Origin of the sequence: Aureimonas sp. Leaf454 (genome assembly GCF_001424685.1) — a bacterium.
Taxonomy (GTDB): Bacteria; Pseudomonadota; Alphaproteobacteria; order Rhizobiales; family Rhizobiaceae; genus Plantimonas.
The window spans coordinates 1-22,387 of record NZ_LMQT01000011.1; the positions used below are offsets into that span (position 1 = coordinate 1).

The window sequence follows — 22,387 nt, forward strand, 5'->3', positions numbered from 1 at the left end:
GACGAACATCGCCATCGCGCTCGGCCTGAAGGCGGTGTTCCTCGTCACCACCGTGGTCGGCATCACTGGCCTTTGGCCGGCCATCCTCGCCGACACGGGCGCGACCGTCCTCGTCACGGCGAACGCCATGCGGCTTCTCGGATGGAAGCCGCGGTGAGCGACGCCGTCGACCAACTCCTGCGGTTCGGTCCGCCCATCGTGCTGGTCGTCACCGCGGCTTGGCTGGCGCTTGCCACCTGGCGAACATCCGCCTCCATCGGCAGCCGTCCTTACGGGTTCGGGCGGAGCCTCCGCCAGCGGATCGCGCGGCTGCTGTTCGCCGGATCGATCGTCGGTGCCGCCCTGGCCCTCGTCGCGTACGCGAGGGGAGCCACTATACCGTCCCTCCATCCGATTGCGGGCGAGGCGTCGATGGTGCGGCTGGCCGGGCTGGTACTGGCCGTCGGCGGACAGGTGCTGACGCTGTTCGCCCAAGGCGGCATGGGTCGCAGGTGGAGGGTCGGTGTCCCGGAGACGGCGCCCGACGCGCTGGTCACGACGGGGCTGTTTGGCCTGTGCCGCAATCCCGTGTTCCTTGGGATGCTCGCGATGGCGGCTGGACTGGCGGTGGCGGTTCCTTCGCCTGCGATGATCGTCTGCGCGGTTGCCTTCTGGATTGCCTGCGAGATCCAGGTCCGGGACGAGGAGCGCTTCCTCCAGCACTCGTTCGGCCCGGCATATGTCGCCTACCGAAGCGCCGTTCGGCGCTGGATTTGAAGACTTAAGGAGCTCGAAGTCATGATGTCCAAGCGCACGACCTTCCTCGCCGGCGCCCTGGCGCTCCTGTCCACGACCGTCATGGCGGCCGAGACCGTCGAGGTGTTCTCCACGTCGGGCTGCGGCTGCTGCATCGGCTGGATGAAGCACTTCGAGGAGGCCGGGTTCGAGGTCTCCAACGAGAACCTCGCCATGGCCGATCTCTACGCCAAGAAGACGGGCGCCGGACTGAAGCCGGGGCAAACCTCCTGCCACACCGGCTTCGCCGGCGGCTACGTCGTCGAGGGCCATGTCCCGGCAGCCGAGGTGAAGCGCCTGCTTGCCGAGAGGCCGGACGCGATCGGGCTCGCCGTTCCCGACATGCCCGCAGGCAGCCCGGGCATGGGCACCAGCGACGAGCCCTACGAGGTGCTCCTCGTCGCCCGCGACGGCACGTCGACGGTGTTCGCGCGGTATCCGAAGTGAGGTTCCTCGCGGCCGCGACCGCCCTTGGCCTCGCCGTTGTCCTAAGTCCGGCCAGCGGGCACGAGTTCAAGGCCGGCAGCCTCACGATCGACCATCCGTCATCTCGCCCCACGCCACCGAACGCGAAGGTCGGGGTCGGCTACCTCTCAATCCGAAACGACGGGACCGAGCCGGATCGGCTGATCGGTGGGACCGCGACCGTCGCCGGGCGGTTCGAGGTCCATGCCACGACAATCGAGAACGGCGTCGCGCGCATGCGGCGCGTCGAGAACGGGATCCTCGTCGAACCCGGGGCAACCGTCGACCTCGCCTCAGGCGGCACGCACGTGATGTTGCTCGACCTGAAGGAGCCGATCGTGAAAGGCACGTCGTTCGACGGCACCCTCGTCTTCGAGCGCGCGGGGACCGTCCCTGTTCGGTTCTCCGTTGAGGGCTTCGGCGCGGCTGCCGCTGCGCCTTCGCACGAGGGGCATCAGCCATGACGCTGCGCACCGTCGGTCTCTGGCTATGGGGCGCGGTCGCGGTCGCTGCGGGAGTCCTTGTCGGCGCCGCATGGATCCTGCCCGGCGCGTCGCCGACCCCCGCCGCGTCGACGGCGTCGCTCACGCCGATCGGCGGCGAGTTCAAGCTGGTCGACGAGGACGGGAAGCCAAGGACGTGGTCCGACTTCCGCGGCAAGCCCGTCGCCGTGTTCTTCGGCTTCACGCACTGTCCCGACATCTGTCCGACGACGCTCGCGGAGCTCTCGGCGCTCCTTGTCGATCTCGGTGACCGCAGCGACGGCCTTCAGGTCATTTTGGTCAGCGGGGATCCCGAGCGCGACACGCCCGAGGTGCTGAACGCCTACCTCCAGTCCTTCGATCCGAGGATCGTCGCCCTGACGGGTCCGGATGCGGAGGTCGAGCGTGCGTTCTCGACGTTCAAGGCGTACCGCAAGAAGGTGCCGACAGAGGGCGGTGACTACACGATCGACCACTCGGCCGGGGTCTACCTCTACGACGGCGACGGCGAGTTCGCCGGCACGCTCGACATGCACGAGGACATGAAGGTCCGTCGGCAGAAGGTGGAGCGGCTGCTGGCCGCCGAAGCCTGAAGAGGCATCACGACCGGAGCTAGACGGCGACTGCGTCCGCCCATTCGAAACGGACCTTCAAGTCGTTCATGTGGCTGAAGGGAACGACGCCGCGGTGCTGGAGCATCCCGACGACGATGCCCGGATGGATGCCGACGCGATGGGCGAAGGCGCCGATCTCCGCCTTCGAACGCGGACAGGTGGCCGCGAATGCGTCGAGCGAGGCGTCGCCGACGAGCGCGCGCTCCGCCCAGGCGTCCGCCTCGGTCTCCACCCCGTCGTCCGTGCCGTTCTGGTCATCGGCGAAGTTGCGCCCGCGGTGGAGGACGACGTGTGCCGCCTCGTGGAAAAACGTCCACCAGAAATGGTCGTTCGACTTCATGCGCAGGGACATCTGGATGATCGGCCGACCGCCGTTCAGCCATCGTGCCGATCCGAACAGGCACGTCTTCGAGATGGGCTTCTGGAACACGAGGGCGACTCCCGCCTCGCGACACAGGTCCAGCATGCGAGGCTCGAACACCGCCGGGTCCTCGACCGTGAGCCCGCGGATCTCGACGCAAGCGTCGAGGAAGCGTTGCTCGTCGTAGTCGGGAAGGTTCATTCCACGCGCCCGTTCCTCGCCGAGCATCAACCAGCACAGTTCGTGCTCCGGCGAGGTACCGCCCCGTCGCCCCTTCCGGTGGTGGACGGCAAGAGCCGAGAGGCGCGCATGGTACGCGTCGGGCGTCCCGATCCCGAGGAGGTCGAGCACGCAGCCGAGAAGCGCGCTCTCGTCCTTGGTGTTGGGCAGGCGGCCGAGCTTGCGCAGCTCGGCAAGCGGGAAACGGCGCAGCCAGTCACGGGCATGCGCTGCCCGTTCCCCCTCGCGCCTGCGTACCTCGTGCAGGTCCCAAGCCGCTTGGAGGGACAGCCAGATGTCCGCCTTCAAGCCCAGAACCCGCTGGAGCTTCACTGCCGTCTCGGGCGTGACGGGGTTGGTCCCGGCGACGATCGTCGACACGAGCTTCGGCGTCATGCCCGCCAGGCGCGCGAACTCGGCCTGGGACAGGGCGCGCTCGTCGAGGTACTCGGCCAGGTGTTCCCCCGGATGTGTCGCCCAATTCGGTTGCCAGGCGTTGGCGTCGGTCGCGGCCATGCGTCGTCCTCCCTCAAGCCCTTCTGCCCGGATGGTAGTCCACGATCTCGATGCACTGGATGCGCGTCACCGCGGCCTCGTCCAGGCCGCCGTCGGGAAGCCTCGGCACGGGGTCGTGGTCAGGTACGAAGACGAGCCGCCACTGGTCCTTGACGACCACCGCCACCTGGCCGGCCCGGTCCGCCGTCAGTTGGTGGCAGCGGTCCGGCGGACCATGGGGCACGTCCCTCAAGCAGGCCGCCGCCCGCAGCACGGACAGCCTCATTCTCAAGGCACGGCCGCGGTCGGCGCCGTATGCCCGGTCCATCGCCTTGGCGTCGGAGAGTTCCTTGCGGAGCCTGGCCGTCCTGAACGAGAGTTCCATCCGGTCGACCGTTACTCGCTAGGTAATGCCATCTTCGACGTTACGCAACAGGTAACACGCCACTCGTCGCCGTCAAGGTGTCGCGGAGCGCTTTCCCCACGGGATGCGCCGCCCGCCGCCCGCTCGGAACCAGGCCGTCGCCGAGGGATCGGGATCCCCGGCGGCAGGACCGCCGGGGCGCGGGGCTGGCTTACTTGCCGTGCTTCTCGACCCAGGCCGTCATCTCCCCGATCTCCTTCTTTTGGGCGTCGATGATCATCTGCGCCATTTCCTTGGATTTCTCGTCCTTGCCCATCTTCAGCTCGACCTCGGACATGGCGATCGCCCCCTGGTGATGGGCGATCATCCCGCAGTTGAAGGCGAGGTCGGGGTCCTTGATCATGGTCGCCGTCATCATCGGACCGTGCATCTTCATCATGGCGTCCATGTTGGCCTTCACGACCTCGCTGGATCCGGACGACATCATGCCCTCCATGCCACCCATCATCTTGGACATGTCCATGGATGATCCAGCGGCGTCCATGCAGGCCTTGGGAAGTTCAACCGTCTCGGACGACATCCTGGCGGTCATGTCGCTGGACTTGGCGCCGTTGTCTTGAGCTGCGGCCACGAGGGGGAAAGCCACGAGAGTGGCGGAGAGGATGAGGATCTTGCGCATGGGTTCGTTCCTTTGGATGGGTCCCGCAGGACCGTTCGTTGTTGAATGCATTCGGGCCGTACGGTGGAGCTCGGTCGCCCGCCGTCTTGGCTTTCGGTCAGGCCGCCATCTTGCGGCAGCTCTCGGCGCAGCGGCGGCAGGCGTCGACGCATTCCTGCATGTCGCCGACGCGTTCGCAGTCCGCCGCACAGGCCTCGCAGATCTCCGCGCACGCCCGGCACGTCGCCTTGTGGTGCTCGGAGCCGATCAGCATCATGTGTGCCGAGGTACGGCACATCTCCGCGCATGCGGACATGAGGGTGAAGTGCCGCTTCTCGACGTGCTCCCCGACCATCTCGAGGCAGTGGTTCATCGCCATTGACTGGCAGGTTTGGTAGCAGCGCAGGCATTCGTCGATGCAGGCCTGCATGTCGGAAGACATGTGATGCATGTCGTCTTCTCCTTCTCGAATGGAAACGGATGCGCGACGACGCCGGGCGTCGAAGGACCGTCATTCGGACCTGAGGGTTTCGGATCCCGGCACGTCCAACCGTGACGTGACGGTTCGGCGCATGGCGCGGGAGCGACAGGAGGGGATCAGGCGAGCTTGGGAGGGCGCTTCAGTTCCGGAGGCCTGATGCCCGTGCGCTCGTCGGGTTCGACGGCGTCGAGATCGGAGGCGCGGGAATGCACCGCCACCTCGGGCGGAAGCGGGAAGGGGAGAAGGCTCATGCAGGACTTCCCGCAGCAGGCCATCGCATCCGTGGACGCCTTCGAGGCGTCGGGGCCCGCATGGTGGGAGTGCCCGTCCGCATGCGCCGCGGCGTCGGCCTGGACGGCGCTATGGTGGTCCGCCATACCGACGGGCGCAGACGCAGCCATCGCCGACCCGTGGCCGGCGAACGCGGCGACCGCGACCAGCGACAGCAATACGACGAGTCTACGCAGGCACGTACCGAACATCGAACCTTCCATGAGCCGATGCGTCGAGAACCGGACTAGGTCGCGGAGGTTCCATCCACGAGCTCGGTGGACGGATCGGCATCAGACGTCGCCGGAAGGCGCACGTATCGAAGCTGGACGCCGGCGGCGCCCTCAGTCGCGCCCGGCGCGGTAGTAGACGTCGGGCAAGGCGGACGTTCCGCCGAACGAGAGAACGTCGAACTGCGCGTTCGGGTCGTCGCCCATCCCCGGGGAGCCGGCGGGCATGCCGGGCGCGGCGATTCCCGCCACCTTCGGCCGCTCCGCCAGGAGCTTGTCGACGGCCTCCATCGGGACGTGACCCTCCACGACGTACCCGCCGACCTTCGCCGTATGGCAGGACTCCACGGGTTCCGAGATGCCAAGGCCGCGCTTGAGTTCCGTCATGTCGTCTCGGTCCTCGACGGTCACGTCGAACCCGTGCTTGCGGGCGATGTCGGCCCAGGCCGCGCAGCACCCGCAAGTCGGCGACTTGAACACGTGCATGTGCCTTGGCGCATGGTCCGCAAAGGCGGGACCGGACAGGCCGACAAGGGCAAGGGCGGCGAGGATCGACTTCGTCGGCGTCATGGCATGGCTCCGGTGTTTCGTCGGCACAGCCTGCCAGCGCAAGCGTGGCGGGAGCAAGACATCAGGGAACAGGCCAACCGGAGGGGCGTCACGGGATCGTACCGTCGTGCGCGTCACGGCTCCGGAAACCAGTCGTCGAAGTGTCCTTGACCTTCCCATGGTGGGAAGCCCCATCTTCCGGCAAGTCGCCAGTTCGGGATGGATCCGATGAACCAGACATTGCCTGCGAAGACGATCGAGAAAGCCGGCGAGGTGCTCCGCCTCGACATCGACGGCATGAGCTGCGCCTCCTGTGTCGGACGCGTGGAGCGCGCCATCGCGGCCGTGCCTGGCGTCGCGTCGGCCACCGTGAACCTCGCGGCCGAGCGTGCCGATGTAACCTTCGCCGGCCCCGGCGACAGCGCCGCCGTCCTTCACGCAGTCGAGGAAGCGGGCTACGAGGTCCGTCAGGAAACGCGGGAGCTGACGGTCGAGGGCATGACCTGCGCCTCGTGCGTCGGGCGCGTGGAGAGGGCGATCGCCGCCGTTCCCGGCGTGTCATCTGCAACCGTGAACCTCGCCACCGAGCGCGCCACGATCCGGACCCTCCCGACGGTCGACACGCGCACGATCGAGGCGGCGATCCGCGATGCCGGCTACGAGCCCCGCGCCCTGACGGCATCTACCGCCGACGCCGTGGATCCACGACAGGCTGCCAAAGAGGCGGAGTACGCCAAGCTCCGCCGTGACCTTCTCATCGCCGCCGTCCTGACCGCCCCACTCTTCATCCTCGAGATGGGCTCACACCTCGTTCCCGCCTTCCACGATCTCGTCATGGACCGGATCGGGATGGCGGAAAGCCGCATCCTCCAGTTCGTCCTCGCCTCGCTGGTCCTCTTCGGGCCCGGCCTGAGGTTCCTGCGCAAGGGCTTGCCCGCGCTGGCGCGTCTCGCGCCGGACATGAACTCGCTGGTCGCCGTCGGCACGCTGGCGGCTTGGGGCTACTCGGTCGTCGCGACCTTCCTGCCCGGCGTCCTGCCCGCCGGAACGGCGAACGTCTACTTCGAGGCCGCTGCCGTCATCGTCACGCTGATCCTCCTCGGGCGCCTTCTCGAGGCCCGGGCAAAGGGACGGACGAGCGAGGCGATCAAGCGGCTCGTTGGCCTCCGCCCAAAGACCGCGCGTGTCGGGCGCCCGTCGGGCTTCGCGGAGGTCCCGCTGGACGAGGTCGTCGTGGGCGACACCGTCGAGGTGCGTCCCGGAGAGAGGATCCCCGTCGACGGGACGGTGCTCTCCGGCTCGTCCTTCGTCGACGAGTCCATGATCACGGGCGAACCCCTGCCGGTCGCCAAGGAGGGCGGTGCCACCGTCGTCGGAGGCACGATCAACAAGACCGGCAGCTTCACATACCGGGTTGACCGGGTCGGGGGCGACACGGTGCTCGCCCAGATCATCCGCATGGTCGAGGAGGCGCAGGGCGGCAAGCTGCCGATCCAGGCGCTCGTCGACCGGGTGACGCGATGGTTCGTCCCGGCCGTGATGGCCGCGGCTGCCGCGACCTTCCTCGTCTGGATCGTGTTCGGTCCCGATCCGGCCCTCGGCTTCGCGCTGGTCAACGCGGTCGCCGTCCTCATCATCGCGTGCCCCTGCGCCATGGGCCTCGCGACGCCGACGTCGGTGATGGTCGGGACCGGGCGGGCCGCGGAGCTCGGCGTCCTGTTCCGCCGAGGCGAGGCCTTGCAGTCGCTGAGAGACATCGAGGTGATCGCGCTCGACAAGACGGGGACCCTGACTGAAGGGCGGCCCGACCTGACGGACCTCGTCCTTGCGGACGGCTTCGACCGCGGCGACGTGCTGGGTCTCGTCGCTTCCGTCGAGGCGAAGTCGGAGCACCCGATCGCGGCGGCCATCGTCGCCGCCGCCAAGGCCGAGGGGCTGCCCGCGACGGCTGTCGACAGCTTCGAGGCCATTCCCGGGTTCGGCGTGGAGGCCGTCGTCGCGGGTCGCAACGTCGCCGTCGGGGCGGACCGCCTCATGGTGCGCCTCGGCCTCGATCCCGCCGTTTTCGCCACCGAGGCCGGGCGACTGGCGCAGGAAGGCAAGTCTCCGCTCTACGCCGCCGTCGACGGGCGTCTCGCCGCACTGGTCGTGGTGTCGGATCCCGTGAAGGAAACCAGCCTTGCGGCGGTCCGCGCCTTCCACGGCCTGGGCTTGCGCGTCGCCATGGTCACGGGCGACGACGCCCGCACCGCGAGGGCGGTGGCAGCCCGGCTCGGCATCGACGACGTCTTCGCCGAGGTTCTGCCCGACGGCAAGGTCGCAGCGGTCGAGAGCCTTCGGACGTTGGGCAAGGTCGCGTTCGTCGGGGACGGCATCAACGATGCCCCGGCGCTCGCCGCGGCCGACGTCGGGCTCGCCGTCGGCACGGGCACGGACGTTGCGATCGAGAGCGCCGACGTGGTGCTCATGTCGGGCGACCTGAGGGCGGTCGTGACCGCCGTGCAGGTGTCCAGGGCAACGATCCGCAACATCCGGCAGAACCTGTTCTGGGCGTTTGCCTACAACGTTGTCCTCGTGCCCGTCGCGGCAGGTGCGCTCTACCCGCTGAACGGCACGCTCCTGTCGCCGGCGCTGGCGGCGGGCGCCATGGCGCTGTCCAGCGTCTTCGTGCTCGGCAACGCGCTGCGGCTGCGCCGCTTCGCTCCCGCAGCCGCGGCCTGAGCCGATCGGCGATCACTGAACCTCGAGGAGACGAACATGAACATCGGGGAAGCCTCCAAGGCGTCCGGGGTCAGCGCCAAGATGATCCGCCATTACGAGAGCGTCGGGCTGATCCAGCCCGCGGAACGGGCGGAGTCGGGCTACCGGGTGTATTCGTCGTCCGACGTGTCGACGCTCCGCTTCATCCGCCGGGCGCGGGACCTGAACTTCTCGATGGAGAAGATCGGCCAGTTGCTGGCCCTCTGGCGGGACCGGGGACGGGCCAGCGCCGACGTCAAGCGGATCGCCATGGAGCAGGTCGAGATGCTGGAGGCACGCATGCGCGAGCTGGAGGAGATGGCGGGCACGCTCCGGCACCTCGCCCGCAACTGCCACGGCGACGGTCGTCCCGACTGCCCGATCATCGGCAGCCTGTCGGACGGATCCACGGCTGCCGAGGCCGCCGTCCGCACCCGGCGCCGCCCCCAGAACGCCCTGACGAAGGTCGGCGGGATCCGCTGAGGCCCTTGACCTTCCAACGATGGGAAACCCCATCTTCCATTCGACGACGACGAAAGGAGACAGCCATGCTGAAACTCAAGGTGCAGGAAATGAACTGCGGCCACTGCGTGTCCTCGGTCACCAAGGCGATCAAGAAGGTCGACCCGAATGCCGACGTGCAGGTGGATCTCGGGTCCGGTCTGGTGACGGTGGATACGTCGGTGGGCAGCGAGGCCGTTCGGGCGGCCGTGAAGGACGCTGGTTACCCCAACGAGCTAGCAGCCTGACGCTGATCGGGTCGGGCAGCGTGGCGGTTTTCGCCCCGGGGTGTCGTTGACCACCGAGGCCTGGGCCTATGTCGGGATGTTCTGGTCGGCGTTCCTGTCGGCCACCGTTCTCCCCGGAGCGTCCGAGGTCACCTTCGTGGCGCTGGCGGTTTCCGGAGAGGTCGTGCCGTCGGCGCTGGTCGCGGTCGCCACCGTGGGGAACACCCTCGGGTCGGTCGCGAACTGGGCCTGCGGCCGGTTCCTGCTCCGGTTCGTCGACCGGCGCTGGTTTCCCGTCGGCCAGACCCAGGTCGACCGGGCAAAGTGCGTCTTCGACCGCTTCGGGACGTGGACACTGCTCCTGGCCTGGCTGCCGGTCGTCGGCGACGCCCTGACGGTGGCTGCCGGGATGCTCCGCGTCAGGATGTCTGTCTTCGTGCCGCTGGTCGGGATCGGAAAGCTCGGCCGCTACCTGTTCCTGCTCGGCGCCTCCTCGTTGGTCGCAGCGGGATGATCGAATCCTTCCGCTCGGGGGGCGACGATCGACACCGAGGCTGAGCCGCTGGCGCGGAACTGGACGCGGACGTCGCTCCGGATGGACGGCACACCGCAAATCGTTTACGGGAATTGCATGCTCGACAGGCTAAACATGACGGCGACGACGAGGAGGCTGCTCTCTGCGGCCCTTCTCTGCCTGTCCGTCATCCTGTCGCAGATGGCGCATGCCAGCGTGCCTTCCATCCCCATGCACGACGCCCAGGCCCAGTCCATGGTGGTCGATGTGGATGCAGCCCCGGCGCATGAGCACCAAGCGTCCGGCCATGCGCACGGGGACCGCGACGACGGCTCGTCCAAGGCCGGAGACCATACCGGACCGTCCGACACCAAGTGCGCGAGCCACTGCCCTTCCGTGTTCGTGCCGATCGAGACGGATGCCGATCACCGTGACCTGACGCGGCAGGATGCCGTCCAGCCGGCCCATGCGTCGCTGTCGGGACTTCCCGGCACCACGGCCGACAGACCTCCCAGGACCTGACCTGACACGGACGGCGCCATGCGCGCCGTCGGATGTGCGCGCTCGCTCTCGATTCGGGACGACCGTTCGCATCAGGTAACCGGAATCCGTTCGTCGACCGACGCCGGGCTCCGCCCCTTTGTCCATGGCAGGTTCCCGGCTTCGGCGCGATCGCCGGGCGTGGCCTGTCCGTCGTCAGGTTCACCGAATGCTCCGTTTCATCGCCGTCGGCTTGCCCGGCCTGCTTCTGGCCGGCTGTGCGGGCCAACCCGTCGGCTTGACCGATCTCGCGTCCTACACGTCTGCCGCCGACCCGGGGGTCGGCACGAAAGCCAAGGGTTACGCGTCCGTCATCGGTGCCTACACGCCCCGGACCCCCGTCTCTCCGAGCGGATGGCGAGGCACGGGCGTCGAGGTCGCGCCTCTCGCGTCCCCGGCTCCCGACACCGAATCCGAATCCCCCGAAACGGACGGCACGGAGCAGACGAAGTGATCGCGCTCCTCCTGAAGAGGCTGGCGGTCGTCGCGCTGCCCCTGTTCGTTTCCGGCTGCGTCTCGGCTGACGGCGGCCTCGACGCCCAGTTCGGCTTCTCCCGCGTCTCCGAGGAGACGGGATCGGCCCTGCGCAAGGAAACGGTCTGGGTCCAGAACGCCCGCGAGTCCGAAAGCATCCGCGCGCGGGTCCGCTCCATGGTCCAGAAGAAGACCATCGGCGCCGACACGGCGGTCCAGGTCGCGCTCCTGAACAACCGCGGCCTTCAGGCCGCCTATGCCGACGTCGGCGCGTCGGCAGCCGAGGCTTGGCAGGAGAGCCTGTTCGTCAATCCGACGGTGTCGATCGGCGCCAGTCAGATCACCGCCGCCCGCACGATCGAGGGCGTCGTCGCGGCCAACATCATCGCCTTCATCACGCGGGAGCGCAGGCTCGAGGTCGCATCCATCCGCCTTGCCGAGACGCAGATGAAGGCCGTCGAGCGGACTCTCTCGGTGGCGGCCGAGGCCCGTGCCGCATGGATCGAGGCCGTCTCGGCTTGGGAGCATGTCTCCTACCTGAACAGGGCGAAGGTGGGGGCGGACGCCGCCGCCGAGCTCGCCTCCAAGCTCGGTGGCACGGGGTCGATGACCAAGGCTGACCAGGCACGCGAGCAGGTGCTCTACGCGGAACTGACGGGGCGGACAGCGGAGGCTCGCCTTGCCGCCCGCCTTGCCAAGGAGCGCCTCATCCGGGCGATGGGCGTCTACGGGCAAGACATCGAGTTCGAGGTCCCGAACGCCCTCCCAGCCCTGCCGAGGCGCGTCGGGACCCGCACCGCCATAGAGGCCGAGGCGCTGCGCAACCGCGTCGACCTCAAGATCGGCAAGCTCGAGCTGGAGGTCCTCGCCAAATCCTACGGCCTCTCCAAGGCAACGCGCTTCGTGTCCGACCTCGAACTCGGCGCGGGCGTCGAGGTGGAGCGGGAGATCGAGGAGAAGGAGGACGGGGACACCGAGAAGAAGGACGTCTACTCCGGCGTCTTCGAGGCAAGCTTCGAGATCCCGATCTTCGACTCGGGCGAGGCGCGCCTGCGCAAGGCCGAGTTCGAGTACATGCGGTCCGCCAACCTCCTGGCGGAGAAGGCCGTGAACGCGAGGTCCGAAGCCCGGTCCGCGTACCAAGCCTACAGGTCGAGCTACGACATCGCCCGCCACTACCGCTCCAGCGTCCTGCCCCTGCGAACCACGATCGAGCAGGAGGGGCTCCTCACCTACAACGGCATGATCACCAACACCTTCGACCTGCTCACCGACACGCGGGAACGGGTGAACTCCAACATCCAGTCGCTGAACGCCAAGCGTGCCTTCTGGCTCGCCGAGGCGGGCCTGACCACGGCGATCTACGGGGGCGATGCCTCCGATGGTCCCGAAGCCGAGGCGGAAGTCGCCGAGGCCGGCGGCGACGAAGACTGATCGAGAGGAAGAGAACCATGGTTTCGAGAAGAGCATTCATCGGCGCCGGCGCCGCCCTCGCGGGCGTCGCGGCCTGGACGAAGACCTCGGCGATGGCGCTGCCCGACGCGCCCATCATGGAGGAGGCCACGACGCAGCCGCCGCTCGCCCCCTCCGCCGGCCCCGACTACAACCCCGTGGTCACGCTGAACGGCTGGTCCCTGCCGTTCCGCATGAACAACGGCTGGAAGGAGTTCCACCTGATCGCCGAGCCCGTCGAGCGGGAGATGGGCGAGGGAATGACGGCCTACCTTTGGGGCTACAACGGCCAGTCCCCGGGACCGACGATCGAGTGCGTCGAGGGCGACAAGGTCCGGATCTTCGTCACCAACAAGCTGCCCGAGCACACCACCATCCACTGGCACGGCATGCTGCTGCCCTGCGGCATGGACGGCGTCGGCGGTCTCACCCAGCCGCACATCAAGCCGGGCAAGACCTTCGTCTACGAGTTCGTCATGCAGAAGAGCGGGACGTTCATGTACCACCCGCACGCGGACGAGATGGTGCAGATGGCGATGGGCATGATGGGCTCCTTCGTCGTGCACCCGAAGGACCCGACCTTCATGCCCGTCGACCGGGACTTCGTCTTCCTGCTCTCGGCCTACGACATCGACCCCGGCACCTACGTGCCGCGGATCATGGAGATGACCGACTTCAACATGTGGACGATGAACTCGCGGGTCTTCCCGAACATCGATCCGCTGCCGATCGGGCTGAACGAGCGCGCGCGGGTCCGCGTCGGCAACCTCACCATGACGAACCACCCCATCCACATGCACGGCTACGACTTCTCGGTGACCTGCACCGACGGCGGGTGGGTGCGTCCAGAGGCGCGCTGGCCCGAGGTCACGATCGACATCCCCGTCGGCGGCATGCGCGCCTTCGAGTTCGACGCGACCAACCCCGGCGACTGGGCGCTCCATTGCCACAAGTCGCACCACACGATGAACGCCATGGGGCACGACGTCCCGACGTTCATCGGCGTCGACAAGACGAGCGTCGCCAAGAAGATCCGCCAGCTCCAGCCCGACTACATGCCGATGGGCACGAAGGGCATGGCCGACATGGGCGAGATGTCGATGCCGATCCCCGACAACACCATCCCGATGATGACGGGGTGGGGCCAGTTCGGCCCGCTCGAGATGGGCGGCATGTTCACCGTGGTGAAGGTCCGCGAGGGCCTCGCCAAGGGCGACTACTCCGATCCCGGCGAGTACGCGCATCCCCCGGGCACCGTCGCCTACGAGTGGACGGGCGAACTCCCCGAGGCCGCCAAGGCACCCGAGGCTCCGATGAAGACCGGGGCGCTCGAGAAGACGTCCACGACGCCCGCGAAGGCGTCGGACCACTCCGGCCACTGAGCCGGTCCCACCCAGAAGCCTGACACGAGGAAGCACGATGTCGAAGAGAATGATGATGGCCGCCGCGATCGGCCTGTCCCTGCTGGCCGTCCCGGCGTTCGCGACCGGGAACCATGCGGGGGGCCATGGCGACATGGGGGCCGGCAAGCCCGGCAAGGCCGCCAAGGCGAGCCGCACCGTCAAAATCTCCATGAAGGAGACCGACGACGGCAAGATGGTCTACGAGCCCTCGCAGATCGTCGCCAAGAAGGGCGAGACCATCCGGATCGTCGTCACGAACACGGGCGAGACCGACCACGAGTTCGTCCTCGACGAGATGGCCAAGAACGCCGAGCACAAGGCGCTCATGGAGAAGTTCCCGGAGATGGAACACGACGACCCGAACGCGATCCGGCTGGCGCCGGGCAAGTCGGGCGAGATCGTCTGGACCTTCACGAAGGCGGGCGACTTCGAGTTCGCCTGCCTCATCCCCGGCCACTACGAGTCCGGCATGCACGGCCCCGTGAAGGTCTCGGGCTGAACCACCAACCACGTCAAAGGAACGACACGATGAAGAAGACGTCCATGCTCGCCGCCGTCGCGGCCCTCGCCCTCGGCCTCGCGGCTCCCGCCTTCGCGGCGGAGTACACCAAGGGCGAGATCACCAAGGTCGACGCCAAGGCCAAGAAGATCACCATCAAGCACGGCGAGCTGAAGAACCTCGAGATGCCGGCGATGACGATGGTGTTCGCCGTCGCCGACGACTCGATGGTGGAGAAGGCCAAGGTCGGCCAGAAGGTCGAGTTCGTCGCCGAGCGCGTGAAGGGCAAGATCACCGTCGTCGAGATGAAGTGACGGTCCGGCGGCGGGGCGCCTGTCCCGCCGCCACCTCGACACAGAGATCGCCGGACCGCTGGCGCCCGGCAGGAAGACAAGCGCACATGGTGGCCATCGATGCGGCAAGCGGCGATCCGGCCAGGATCATGTCCGACGTCGAGACGAAGAGCGAGCTGAGGACGGCGCTGTGGCGCTTCGTGACCCTCGCCGTCTTCGCGGTCTCGGTGGCCCTCGAGCCGGACGGGGGCAGCCACCCGGTCCACCTCCTTCTCCTCCTGTCCTACGCCGTCACGTCCGTGACGGCGATCGGGCTCGTGGCCATGGGCATCTACAGGCCTTGGATGAATTGGGTCTACGTCGCCGTCGACGCCGCTCTCGTGGTGTACCTGGCAGCCGAGCACATGTTCGTCCCGGGCGTCGGGATCGGCGAGGCCGTCTCGACGCCGAGCCTCGCCATTGCCTTCGTCCTCTTGGCCCATGCGGGCCTCCGAATGCGCGCGGGCACCGTGGCAGCCTTCGCGGCGATCGTGTCCGTCGGCACCGCCGCCGCGGCCGCCGCTGCCGTCATGTTCGGCCCCAACGCCGGGATGCCGTCGCTCGACGACCTGCGGGATGCGGGCGTGCGTGCCATCGCCTTCCTAGCGGTCGCGGTCTTCCAGGTCCTGTTGGCGATCGACATCCGACGCGTCGTCGTGACGGCGGTGTCGAGCACCTCGGAAAGGGTCAACCTCGCCCGCTTCTTCGCTCCGAGCACGGCGGAGCGCATCGCGACCGACGGGTTTCAGATCGGCCTCGTGAGGCGCGAGGCAGCCGTCCTGTTCGTGGACATCCGCGGCTTCACGGGTCTTGCCGAGACGATGTCGCCGGAGGAGCTCGGGGTCCTGCTCGGGGAGTACCGCAGGCGCGTCGTCGACGCCGTCGGCCACTGGGACGGCACGATCGACAAGTTCATGGGAGACGGCGTCATGGCGGTCTTCGGCCTCGACGAGTCCCGGTCAGCGGACGCCGAACGCGCCTTCCACTGCGCCTGCCAGCTCGTGAACAGGCTTGAGACCTGGAGCGAGGCGATGGCCAAGGCCGGGGCCGAACCGATGACGTTCGGGATCGGGCTCCACTTCGGGCCGGTTGTCGGCGGCGTCGTGGCGGGCGGCGCGCACGGCGAGCACACCGTCCTGGGCGACACCGTGAACCTTGCCGCGCGCCTCCAGTCCATGTGCAAGGTGCTTTCGGCACGGCTGATCGTGTCCGAAGCCATACTGAAGCGTCTTCCGCCCGCGGCGCTCGGCGAGGCGTGGCGCATGCGCCGGCAGGTCGAGGTGCCGGGTCGCGTCGAGGCCGTCGACGTCGCGTTCCTGCCGTTGGGAGTCCTTTACTGAAGATGGGCATGCTGATCTCGAGGGTCCGCTTCCGGGCGGCAGGACGCACGATCGGAACGGCCATGGGAACATCGGGCATGCCGAAGAGCCGCTGGGACGCTCCGGCAGAAGCGGGACGCACGCGCTACTCGCCGCTCCAGATCGTCCTGCACTGGGCGGTCGTAGCGCTCGTGACGGTGCAGTGGCTGACGTACGACGCGATCGCCCGAACTCATTCGTCCCTGATGCGCCCGAAGCCGATCGACCTCCTCGAGCACTCCGTCCACACATGGTCGGGGATCGCGATCGGCGTCCTGATGGTCGCCCGCCTCGGGCTGCGCTTCCGACGCCGGCGGGAGGGATCTCGCCTCGGCTGGAAGGATCGCGTTGCCGCCTTGGTCCATTCCGGCCTGTACGCGGCCCTGCTGGCCCAAGCCGCCTCGGGGTTCGTGGCCCGGTACCTTTGGGGCGGGGCCGCACTGGCCCACGTCTGGATCTGGAAGGCCATCCTGGCGCTCCTCGTGCTGCACGTTCTCGGCGCGGCCTACCATCTCGTCCGACGGGACGGCGTCTTCGGGCGCATGCTTCCCGGACCGCGCGCGGCCTCAGGCGGACGCTGACTTGGGTGAGCCTTCCAACAGGGCGACCAACGGTCCCGCCCTTGCCGCCTTCTCTTGCGATCCGGGAAATGGCATCCTGCACTCCGTGAAAACCGCACTCCGCCTCCGAGGCCTCCTCGCGACCATGGTCGTCGCCGCATTGGCATTCATGCCGATCGGCGAAGCCATGGCCACGGCGTCCGGTGCGCTTCCCCCCGCGGCAGCCGAGGCATCGGATCCGCAAGTGTCGGCCATGGAGATGGCCGGGATGGCGGACATGGAAGGCATGGCAGCGGCGGGCGACATGCCATGTTGCCCCGACGACAGGAGCCAGGCGACGACCGACTGCGGGAAGTCCGCCTGTCCGTCGATGTCCGCCTGCACCTCCCAATGCATCCCGGCGGGCCCGTCTGTCGCGTTTGGTCTCGCTCCGCGAGACGGATCGACGTCGTCCTTCGGCTTGCAGGGAGGGCGGCTGCTGACCTCGCTCGCGCAGCCTCCACCGCCCCGACCTCCCAGAACCTGATAGTTCCGCGGCGCGTCTTCGCGCCGTCCTTCACGGCCTGGACCACCAGGACGAACGGAACCTCGCGGCCATTGCCGCGCGGCCGAACGGCATCGTGCCGCGGCCGATCGATCGGGACTTCGACCTCATGAACGAACTCAGGAAGCACGTCGCCGCAGCGGCGCTCGTCGCATGCCTTTCCACGGGGCTCGCGGGCAACGCGGCCGCCGCCATGACAGACTACGAGTTCCAGCTCGTCGACGGCACCGTCGCGATGGGCAAGGACATCCCCGTCCGCGTCAGGCTCGTCGACAAGCGGACGGGCATGACCGTGCCGGACGCCGTCATCTTCGAGACCCGGCTCGACATGGCGCCCGACGGCATGGAGACGATGACGGCGCCGGTGGAGGTCGCCCCGTCGCCCGAACCCGGGATCTACGTGGTGAAGGGCAATTTCGTCATGGCCGGCGGCTGGCGGATCTCGCTCGGCGCCAAGGTGCAGGGCGAGGAGGGAACGCTGCGGAACGAGCTCGTCCTCAAGGCCACCGAGTGATGCGCCCATCCCTTGTGGGCCTTTCCCTCGCCGCGGTCGTCGCGGCGGGGGGCGGAGGCTATTGGATCGGCCTCGGCCAGCCCGCCTTGGCCGATCTCGCCGCTGCGCTGCCGTTCGCGAGCGGCATGCCCCCCGTCGTGGGCTCCGCCACGTCGCAACCCCTCCGCACGGGCGGCATGACCGAGCCCGCGCGCCCCGGCGCGGCCAAGGATGCACGGGTCGCCTACTACCGGGACCCCGACGGCAAGCCCCTGTACTCCGCAGTGCCCACGAAGACTGCTGACGGGCGCGACTTCGTCCCCGTCGCGGTCGGAGATGATCGGGACGGTCAGGGCGCATCCGCGGCCGTCGCGGGTGCGACAGCGTCCACTACGGCGGCGCCCCCCGCTGGCGAGCGAAACGTCATCTACTATCGCAACCCGATGGGCCTTCCCGACACCTCGCCGGTCCCGAAGAAGGACTCGATGGGGATGGACTACATCCCCGTCTACGACGGTCCGGAGGAGGAGGACGGGATCGTCACGATCTCGCCTGGCCGTCTACAGCGAACCGGGGTCCGGTCGCAGATCGTGTCCCGGCAGCCGATAGGTCGGCCGTTGCGGGTGCCGGGTGTCGTCAAGATCGACGAGCGGGCGGTCACGATCGTCACGACGCGGGCCGACGCCTTCGTCGAGGAGGTCTCCGACGTGACCACGGGCTCGGCCGTGCGGAAGGGGCAGCCGCTGGTCCGCCTCTACTCGCCCGAGATGGCGGCCGCCGGCGCCCAGTTCGTCATCGAGCTGAAGAGCGGCGGGGCCGCGAGGTCAGGCGGCGCCGGCCTCAAGCTCCGCAACCTCGGCGTTCCTGAGGAGGCCATCACCGAGATGGAGCAGACAGGCAAGGTCCCGCCGTCCATGACCTGGACGGCGCCCCGGGACGGCCTCGTCTTGGAGCGATCAGCCGTCGCCGGCATGATGACCGAAGCAGGGGACGTCCTCTTCCGGCTCGCGGACGTTTCCAGCGTCTGGATCGTCGCCGACGTGCCTGAACGGGAGATCGGCTCCGTCCGGCTCGGCAGCGTGGCAAGGAGCACCTTCAGGGGCCTGTCGGGGAGGACGTTCGAAGGGCGCGTCGGCCTCGTCTACCCGCAAGTCTCGCCAGAGACCCGGACGGTCAAGGTGCGCATCGAGGTCGCCAACCCCGACGGGCTCCTGCTGCCCGACATGTATGCCGACGTCGCGATCGAGTCCGGTGCCGGCGCCGCGGTCGTCGCGGTTCCGAACGACGCGATCCTCGACACGGGATCAAGGCAAGTCGTCATCCTCGATCGCGGCGAGGGTCGCTTCGAACCGCGTCCGGTCGAGATCGGTGCCCGCGGGACCGACATGACCGAAGTCGTGAAGGGCGTCGACGCGGGGGACCGCGTGGTGACCGGCGCGAACTTCCTGATCGACGCCGAGAGCAACATCAAGGCGGCCCTCTCCGCCCTCGGCCCCGGGAAGGACGGGCCGGCCCCGACGGCGGAGGCACGGCCGTGATCGCCCGCGTCATCGCCTGGTCCGCGAGAAACCTCGTCCTCGTCTTCGTCGGCACGCTCTTTGCCGTCGCCGGGGGCTTCTACGCCCTGAAGACGCTGCCGCTGGATGCAATCCCCGACCTCTCCGACGTCCAGGTCATCGTCTACACCGAGTATCCCGGCCAAGCGCCGCAGGTGGTCGAGGACCAGGTCACGTATCCGCTGACGACCGCGATGCTGACGGTGCCGAGATCCAAGGTCGTGCGCGGCTTCTCGTTCTTCGGTGTGTCCTTCGTCTACGTCGTGTTCGAGGACGGCACCGATCCCTACTTCGCCCGAAGCCGCGTCCTCGAGTTCCTGAACGCCGCGGGGCGCCGCCTTCCCGCCGGCGTGACACCGACGCTCGGGCCGGATGCGACGGGCGTAGGCTGGGTCTACCAGTACGCCGTGGTGGCCAAGGACAGGACGCTCGCCGAGCTGCGGTCGTTGCAGGACTGGGTCGTGAGGTTCGCCGCCTCCGACGCCGACGGGGTCGCCGAGGTCGCAAGCGTCGGCGGGTTCGTGAAGCAGTACTCGGTCGTCGTCGATCCCAACCGCATGCGCAGCCAGGGCGTGACCCTCGACATGCTGAAGGAGGCGATCGGGGCGAGCAACATGGACGTCGGCGGCCGCACGATCGAGCTGTCCGAGTTCGAGTACATGGTGCGCGGGCGGGGCTACCTGCGCGGCACCGACGACATCGAGAGCATCGTCCTCATGAGCCCCGGCGGCGTCCCCCTGCGGCTCGGCGACGTGGCCCGCGTCGAGACGACGCCCGACGAACGGCGCGGCATCACGGAACTGAACGGGGAGGGGGAGGTCGCGAGCGGCATCGTCATGCAGCGCTACGGCTCCAACGCCCTCGACGTGATCGGGGACGTGAAGGCGAAGCTTGCGGCCATCCTGCCGAGCCTTCCCCCGGGAACCGAGATCCTGCCCGTCTACGACCGCTCGCAGCTCATCGAGCGGGCCATCGAGACGCTGAAGGGCACGCTCCTCGAGGAGAGCCTCATCGTCGCGCTCGTCTGCGTGGTGTTCCTCCTCCACCTTCGGAGCGCGCTCGTCGCCATCCTCATGCTGCCCGTCGGCATCCTGATGGCCTTCGGGGCGATGAAGCTGGCGGGGCTCGGCTCCAACATCATGAGCCTCGGCGGCATCGCCATCGCCGTCGGCGCGATGATCGACGCCGCCATCGTCATGATCGAGAACGCCCACAAGCATCTGGAGCGCGCGCCGCCCGGCAAGCCGCGGGTGGAGATCCTGGTCGAGGCCGCGAGCGAGGTCGGCCCCGCCCTGTTCTTCAGCCTCCTCGTGATCACGGTCTCCTTCCTGCCGATCTTCACGCTGGAGTCGCAAGAGGGACGCCTGTTCGGGCCGCTGGCCTTCACGAAAACTTTCGCCATGGCGGCGGCGGCCATCCTGTCGGTGACGCTGGTGCCGGCGCTGATGGTCCTCTTCGTGCGCGGGCGCATCGTGCCCGAGCACCGCAACCCCGTGAACCGCTTCCTGATCTGGGTCTATCGCCCGGTCATCGGCGGCGTCCTTCGGGCGAAGACCCTGACCATCCTCCTCGCCGTCGTCGCCCTCGGCGTGACGGTCTGGCCGGCCCGGCAGATCGGGTCCGAGTTCATGCCGAACCTCAACGAGGGAACGCTGATGTACATGCCGACGACGCTCCCGGGGCTGTCGGTGACCAAGGCGGCCGAGCTTCTCCAGACGCAGGACCGCATCATCAAGTCGTTCCCCGAGGTCGCCTCGGTCTACGGCAAGGCGGGCAGGGCGCAGACCGCCACCGACCCGGCGCCGACGGAGATGTTCGAGACGCTGATCAACCTGAAGCCTGAGGAGGAATGGCGGCCGGGCGTCACGGTCGACAGCCTCAGGGCCGAGATGGACAAGGCCCTCCAGTTCCCCGGCGTCTCGAACGCCTGGACGATGCCCATCCGCGCTCGCATCGACATGCTCTCGACGGGCATCCGGACGCCTGTCGGCGTGAAGGTGTTCGGCACCGACCTGGCGGAAATGGAGGGGGTGGCGAAGGACATCGAGCGAGTGCTGAAGGACGTGCCGGGAACGTCCAGCGCCTATGCCGAGCGAGTGGTCGGCGGCTACTTCCTCGACATCGTTCCCGACCGGGAGGCCCTCGGTCGCTACGGACTGTCCGTCGGCGCCGTGCAGGAGACGATCGGGATGGCGCTCGGAGCCGAGACGGTGACGACGACCGTCGAGGGACGGGAGCGGTACGCCGTCGTCGTCCGCTATCCGCGAGAACTCCGCTCCGATCCAGACGCGATCGCGAGGGACGTCCAGATCGCGCTCCCAGGCGGAGGAGCGGTTCCGCTCGGCGAGGTCGCCAAGGTCGAGCTGACGCGGGGGGCGACCTCCATCCGGACGGAGAACGGGCAGCTCGCGATCTACGTCTTCGTCGACATCGCAGGACGGGACCTCGGCGGCTACGTCGCGGAGGCGCAGGAGGCGGTGGCCAAGGGAGTAACGTTCCCGCCCGGCACCTATGTCGCCTGGAGCGGACAGTTCGAGTACCTCCAGCGTGCCGAGGCCAGGCTGAAGGTCGTCGTTCCCGTCACGCTGCTCCTGATCTTCCTCCTCCTCTACCTGAACTTCCGGTCCATGACGGAGACGCTGATCGTCATGCTCTCCCTGCCGTTCGCCGTAGTCGGCGGCGTCTGGCTGATGTGGTGGCTCGGCTTCAACATGTCCGTCGCCGTGGCCGTGGGGTTCATCGCCCTGTCGGGCGTCGCGGCGGAGACGGGCGTGATCATGTTGATCTACCTCCAGCACGCAGTGGCGGAGGTCCGGGGACGGTGCGGGGCCGAGGGCAGGGCCTTCGACCGTGAATCCTTGCGGGACGCGATCATGATCGGCGCCGTCGAGCGGGTCAGGCCGAAGATGATGACCGTCGTCGCGATCATGGCCGGTCTCCTGCCGATCCTGTGGAGCCACGGTGCGGGCTCGGAAGTGATGCAGCGCATCGCGGTGCCGATGATCGGCGGCATGGTCTCGTCGACCGTCCTGACGCTCGTCGTCATCCCGGCCGTGTTCGCGCTGGTGAAGGGCTGGCGCTTGCCGGAGGCGGGCGGTGCGGTCAGCCGGGACGTCGCGTCCGCCCCCCAGGGATCCGCGGAGATGCACGCATGAGCCCTGTCGACCACTTTGACCGTCTGCCGGGTACGACGGCTGCCGAGAGGTCCGCGAACGACATCAGTGCCACGATCT

General features: G+C 68.3%; 25 protein-coding genes. 19 read left to right on the plus strand and 6 right to left on the minus strand.

Translation table 11 applies throughout. The features are described from left to right. Positions 1 to 153: 153 nt before the first annotated feature. Genes ASG43_RS08515 through ASG43_RS08530 form a run of 4 tightly spaced genes read left to right on the plus strand, consistent with a single transcriptional unit; the run spans position 154 to position 2,314 of the window. Complete coding sequence (locus ASG43_RS08515; RefSeq protein WP_162244694.1) at positions 154 to 756, plus strand: isoprenylcysteine carboxylmethyltransferase family protein; 603 nt, start codon at positions 154 to 156, stop codon at positions 754 to 756. Between the two features lie 21 nt (positions 757 to 777). Continuing rightward, a complete protein-coding gene (locus tag ASG43_RS08520; RefSeq protein WP_082490762.1) occupies positions 778 to 1,221 on the plus strand; it encodes a DUF411 domain-containing protein in 444 nt (147 codons plus the stop codon). Further along, on the plus strand, positions 1,218 to 1,703 hold the full coding sequence (locus tag ASG43_RS08525; protein WP_056503147.1) for a copper chaperone PCu(A)C: 486 nt from the start codon (positions 1,218 to 1,220) through the stop codon (positions 1,701 to 1,703). Before ASG43_RS08520 ends, ASG43_RS08525 begins: the two co-directional genes overlap by 4 nt. Then, positions 1,700 to 2,314, plus strand: coding sequence for an SCO family protein (locus ASG43_RS08530; protein WP_056503150.1), 615 nt, complete (start codon positions 1,700 to 1,702; stop codon positions 2,312 to 2,314). Before ASG43_RS08525 ends, ASG43_RS08530 begins: the two co-directional genes overlap by 4 nt. A 19-nt stretch (positions 2,315 to 2,333) precedes the next feature. On the opposite strand, the gene ASG43_RS08535 is transcribed toward ASG43_RS08530, so the two are convergent. The 6 genes from ASG43_RS08535 to ASG43_RS08560 form a co-directional block, all read right to left on the minus strand. Further along, entirely contained in the window at positions 2,334 to 3,431 is a 1,098-nt protein-coding gene (locus tag ASG43_RS08535) for a HigA family addiction module antitoxin (RefSeq protein ID WP_056503153.1), read from the minus strand. Positions 3,432 to 3,444: 13 nt separating this feature from the next. Next, on the minus strand, positions 3,445 to 3,795 hold the full coding sequence (locus tag ASG43_RS08540) for a system killer suppression protein (RefSeq protein WP_056503156.1): 351 nt from the start codon (positions 3,793 to 3,795) through the stop codon (positions 3,445 to 3,447). 190 nt (positions 3,796 to 3,985) lie between these two features. After that, a complete protein-coding gene (locus tag ASG43_RS08545; protein WP_082490763.1) occupies positions 3,986 to 4,453 on the minus strand; it encodes a DUF305 domain-containing protein in 468 nt (155 codons plus the stop codon). Between the two features lie 97 nt (positions 4,454 to 4,550). Further along, positions 4,551 to 4,883 carry a four-helix bundle copper-binding protein gene (locus ASG43_RS08550; RefSeq protein ID WP_056503158.1) on the minus strand — a complete coding sequence of 111 codons (333 nt, stop codon included), beginning with the start codon at positions 4,881 to 4,883 and terminating at the stop codon, positions 4,551 to 4,553. 146 nt (positions 4,884 to 5,029) lie between these two features. After that, positions 5,030 to 5,164 (minus strand): hypothetical protein, encoded by a 135-nt coding sequence (locus ASG43_RS23715; protein ID WP_280137202.1) that lies wholly within the window; start codon positions 5,162 to 5,164, stop codon positions 5,030 to 5,032. Between the two features lie 363 nt (positions 5,165 to 5,527). Then, on the minus strand, positions 5,528 to 5,983 hold the full coding sequence (locus tag ASG43_RS08560) for a DUF411 domain-containing protein (protein WP_056503162.1): 456 nt from the start codon (positions 5,981 to 5,983) through the stop codon (positions 5,528 to 5,530). Positions 5,984 to 6,190: 207 nt separating this feature from the next. On the opposite strand from ASG43_RS08560, the gene ASG43_RS08565 reads away from it, so the two are divergent. The 15 genes from ASG43_RS08565 to ASG43_RS08640 all read left to right on the plus strand — a co-directional run bounded on the left by ASG43_RS08565 (position 6,191) and on the right by ASG43_RS08640 (position 22,309). Beyond that, a complete protein-coding gene (locus ASG43_RS08565; RefSeq protein WP_056503317.1) occupies positions 6,191 to 8,683 on the plus strand; it encodes a heavy metal translocating P-type ATPase in 2,493 nt (830 codons plus the stop codon). Between the two features lie 36 nt (positions 8,684 to 8,719). Beyond that, complete coding sequence (gene cueR, locus ASG43_RS08570) at positions 8,720 to 9,184, plus strand: Cu(I)-responsive transcriptional regulator (protein WP_056503165.1); 465 nt, start codon at positions 8,720 to 8,722, stop codon at positions 9,182 to 9,184. 65 nt (positions 9,185 to 9,249) lie between these two features. Continuing rightward, a complete protein-coding gene (locus tag ASG43_RS08575; RefSeq protein ID WP_056503167.1) occupies positions 9,250 to 9,450 on the plus strand; it encodes a heavy-metal-associated domain-containing protein in 201 nt (66 codons plus the stop codon). 46 nt (positions 9,451 to 9,496) lie between these two features. Further along, on the plus strand, positions 9,497 to 9,943 hold the full coding sequence (locus ASG43_RS08580; protein ID WP_244488031.1) for a YqaA family protein: 447 nt from the start codon (positions 9,497 to 9,499) through the stop codon (positions 9,941 to 9,943). A 117-nt stretch (positions 9,944 to 10,060) separates the two neighbouring features. Then, the gene (locus tag ASG43_RS08585; RefSeq protein ID WP_156386598.1) at positions 10,061 to 10,465 is read left to right on the plus strand and encodes a hypothetical protein; all 405 of its coding nucleotides are present in this window, start codon (positions 10,061 to 10,063) and stop codon (positions 10,463 to 10,465) included. A 187-nt stretch (positions 10,466 to 10,652) separates the two neighbouring features. Further along, entirely contained in the window at positions 10,653 to 10,937 is a 285-nt protein-coding gene (locus ASG43_RS23075; RefSeq protein ID WP_056503173.1) for a hypothetical protein, read from the plus strand. After that, complete coding sequence (locus ASG43_RS08595) at positions 10,934 to 12,391, plus strand: TolC family protein (RefSeq protein ID WP_056503176.1); 1,458 nt, start codon at positions 10,934 to 10,936, stop codon at positions 12,389 to 12,391. Before ASG43_RS23075 ends, ASG43_RS08595 begins: the two co-directional genes overlap by 4 nt. A 17-nt stretch (positions 12,392 to 12,408) precedes the next feature. Next, on the plus strand, positions 12,409 to 13,791 hold the full coding sequence (locus tag ASG43_RS08600; RefSeq protein ID WP_082490766.1) for a copper oxidase: 1,383 nt from the start codon (positions 12,409 to 12,411) through the stop codon (positions 13,789 to 13,791). Positions 13,792 to 13,828: 37 nt separating this feature from the next. Next, a complete protein-coding gene (locus tag ASG43_RS08605) occupies positions 13,829 to 14,311 on the plus strand; it encodes a cupredoxin family protein (protein ID WP_056503178.1) in 483 nt (160 codons plus the stop codon). Between the two features lie 29 nt (positions 14,312 to 14,340). Beyond that, positions 14,341 to 14,625 carry a copper-binding protein gene (locus ASG43_RS08610; protein WP_056503184.1) on the plus strand — a complete coding sequence of 95 codons (285 nt, stop codon included), beginning with the start codon at positions 14,341 to 14,343 and terminating at the stop codon, positions 14,623 to 14,625. Positions 14,626 to 14,711: 86 nt separating this feature from the next. Further along, on the plus strand, positions 14,712 to 15,983 hold the full coding sequence (locus ASG43_RS08615; protein WP_056503186.1) for an adenylate/guanylate cyclase domain-containing protein: 1,272 nt from the start codon (positions 14,712 to 14,714) through the stop codon (positions 15,981 to 15,983). A gap of 8 nt (positions 15,984 to 15,991) precedes the next feature. Next, entirely contained in the window at positions 15,992 to 16,582 is a 591-nt protein-coding gene (locus ASG43_RS08620; RefSeq protein ID WP_244488032.1) for a cytochrome b/b6 domain-containing protein, read from the plus strand. Between the two features lie 632 nt (positions 16,583 to 17,214). Continuing rightward, positions 17,215 to 17,619, plus strand: a complete 405-nt coding sequence (locus ASG43_RS08630) for a FixH family protein (RefSeq protein WP_056503324.1) — start codon at positions 17,215 to 17,217, stop codon at positions 17,617 to 17,619. Continuing rightward, complete coding sequence (locus tag ASG43_RS08635; RefSeq protein ID WP_156386600.1) at positions 17,619 to 19,136, plus strand: efflux RND transporter periplasmic adaptor subunit; 1,518 nt, start codon at positions 17,619 to 17,621, stop codon at positions 19,134 to 19,136. The genes ASG43_RS08630 and ASG43_RS08635 overlap by 1 nt, the downstream gene beginning before the upstream one ends. Next, a complete protein-coding gene (locus tag ASG43_RS08640; protein WP_056503197.1) occupies positions 19,133 to 22,309 on the plus strand; it encodes a CusA/CzcA family heavy metal efflux RND transporter in 3,177 nt (1,058 codons plus the stop codon). Before ASG43_RS08635 ends, ASG43_RS08640 begins: the two co-directional genes overlap by 4 nt. Positions 22,310 to 22,387 lie beyond the last annotated feature (78 nt).

Coding starts and splice junctions, on each gene's coding strand:
- ASG43_RS08520 (WP_082490762.1), top strand. CDS start 778: ATGATGTCCAAGCGCACGACCTTCCTCGCCGGCGCCCTGGCGCTCCTG.
- ASG43_RS08530 (WP_056503150.1), top strand. CDS start 1,700: ATGACGCTGCGCACCGTCGGTCTCTGGCTATGGGGCGCGGTCGCGGTC.
- ASG43_RS08535 (WP_056503153.1), bottom strand. CDS start 3,431: ATGGCCGCGACCGACGCCAACGCCTGGCAACCGAATTGGGCGACACAT.
- ASG43_RS08540 (WP_056503156.1), bottom strand. CDS start 3,795: ATGGAACTCTCGTTCAGGACGGCCAGGCTCCGCAAGGAACTCTCCGAC.
- ASG43_RS08545 (WP_082490763.1), bottom strand. CDS start 4,453: ATGCGCAAGATCCTCATCCTCTCCGCCACTCTCGTGGCTTTCCCCCTC.
- ASG43_RS08550 (WP_056503158.1), bottom strand. CDS start 4,883: ATGCATCACATGTCTTCCGACATGCAGGCCTGCATCGACGAATGCCTG.
- ASG43_RS23715 (WP_280137202.1), bottom strand. CDS start 5,164: ATGAGCCTTCTCCCCTTCCCGCTTCCGCCCGAGGTGGCGGTGCATTCC.
- ASG43_RS08560 (WP_056503162.1), bottom strand. CDS start 5,983: ATGACGCCGACGAAGTCGATCCTCGCCGCCCTTGCCCTTGTCGGCCTG.
- ASG43_RS08565 (WP_056503317.1), top strand. CDS start 6,191: ATGAACCAGACATTGCCTGCGAAGACGATCGAGAAAGCCGGCGAGGTG.
- cueR (WP_056503165.1), top strand. CDS start 8,720: ATGAACATCGGGGAAGCCTCCAAGGCGTCCGGGGTCAGCGCCAAGATG.
- ASG43_RS08575 (WP_056503167.1), top strand. CDS start 9,250: ATGCTGAAACTCAAGGTGCAGGAAATGAACTGCGGCCACTGCGTGTCC.
- ASG43_RS08585 (WP_156386598.1), top strand. CDS start 10,061: ATGCTCGACAGGCTAAACATGACGGCGACGACGAGGAGGCTGCTCTCT.
- ASG43_RS23075 (WP_056503173.1), top strand. CDS start 10,653: ATGCTCCGTTTCATCGCCGTCGGCTTGCCCGGCCTGCTTCTGGCCGGC.
- ASG43_RS08600 (WP_082490766.1), top strand. CDS start 12,409: ATGGTTTCGAGAAGAGCATTCATCGGCGCCGGCGCCGCCCTCGCGGGC.
- ASG43_RS08605 (WP_056503178.1), top strand. CDS start 13,829: ATGTCGAAGAGAATGATGATGGCCGCCGCGATCGGCCTGTCCCTGCTG.
- ASG43_RS08610 (WP_056503184.1), top strand. CDS start 14,341: ATGAAGAAGACGTCCATGCTCGCCGCCGTCGCGGCCCTCGCCCTCGGC.
- ASG43_RS08615 (WP_056503186.1), top strand. CDS start 14,712: ATGGTGGCCATCGATGCGGCAAGCGGCGATCCGGCCAGGATCATGTCC.
- ASG43_RS08620 (WP_244488032.1), top strand. CDS start 15,992: ATGCTGATCTCGAGGGTCCGCTTCCGGGCGGCAGGACGCACGATCGGA.
- ASG43_RS08630 (WP_056503324.1), top strand. CDS start 17,215: ATGAACGAACTCAGGAAGCACGTCGCCGCAGCGGCGCTCGTCGCATGC.
- ASG43_RS08635 (WP_156386600.1), top strand. CDS start 17,619: ATGCGCCCATCCCTTGTGGGCCTTTCCCTCGCCGCGGTCGTCGCGGCG.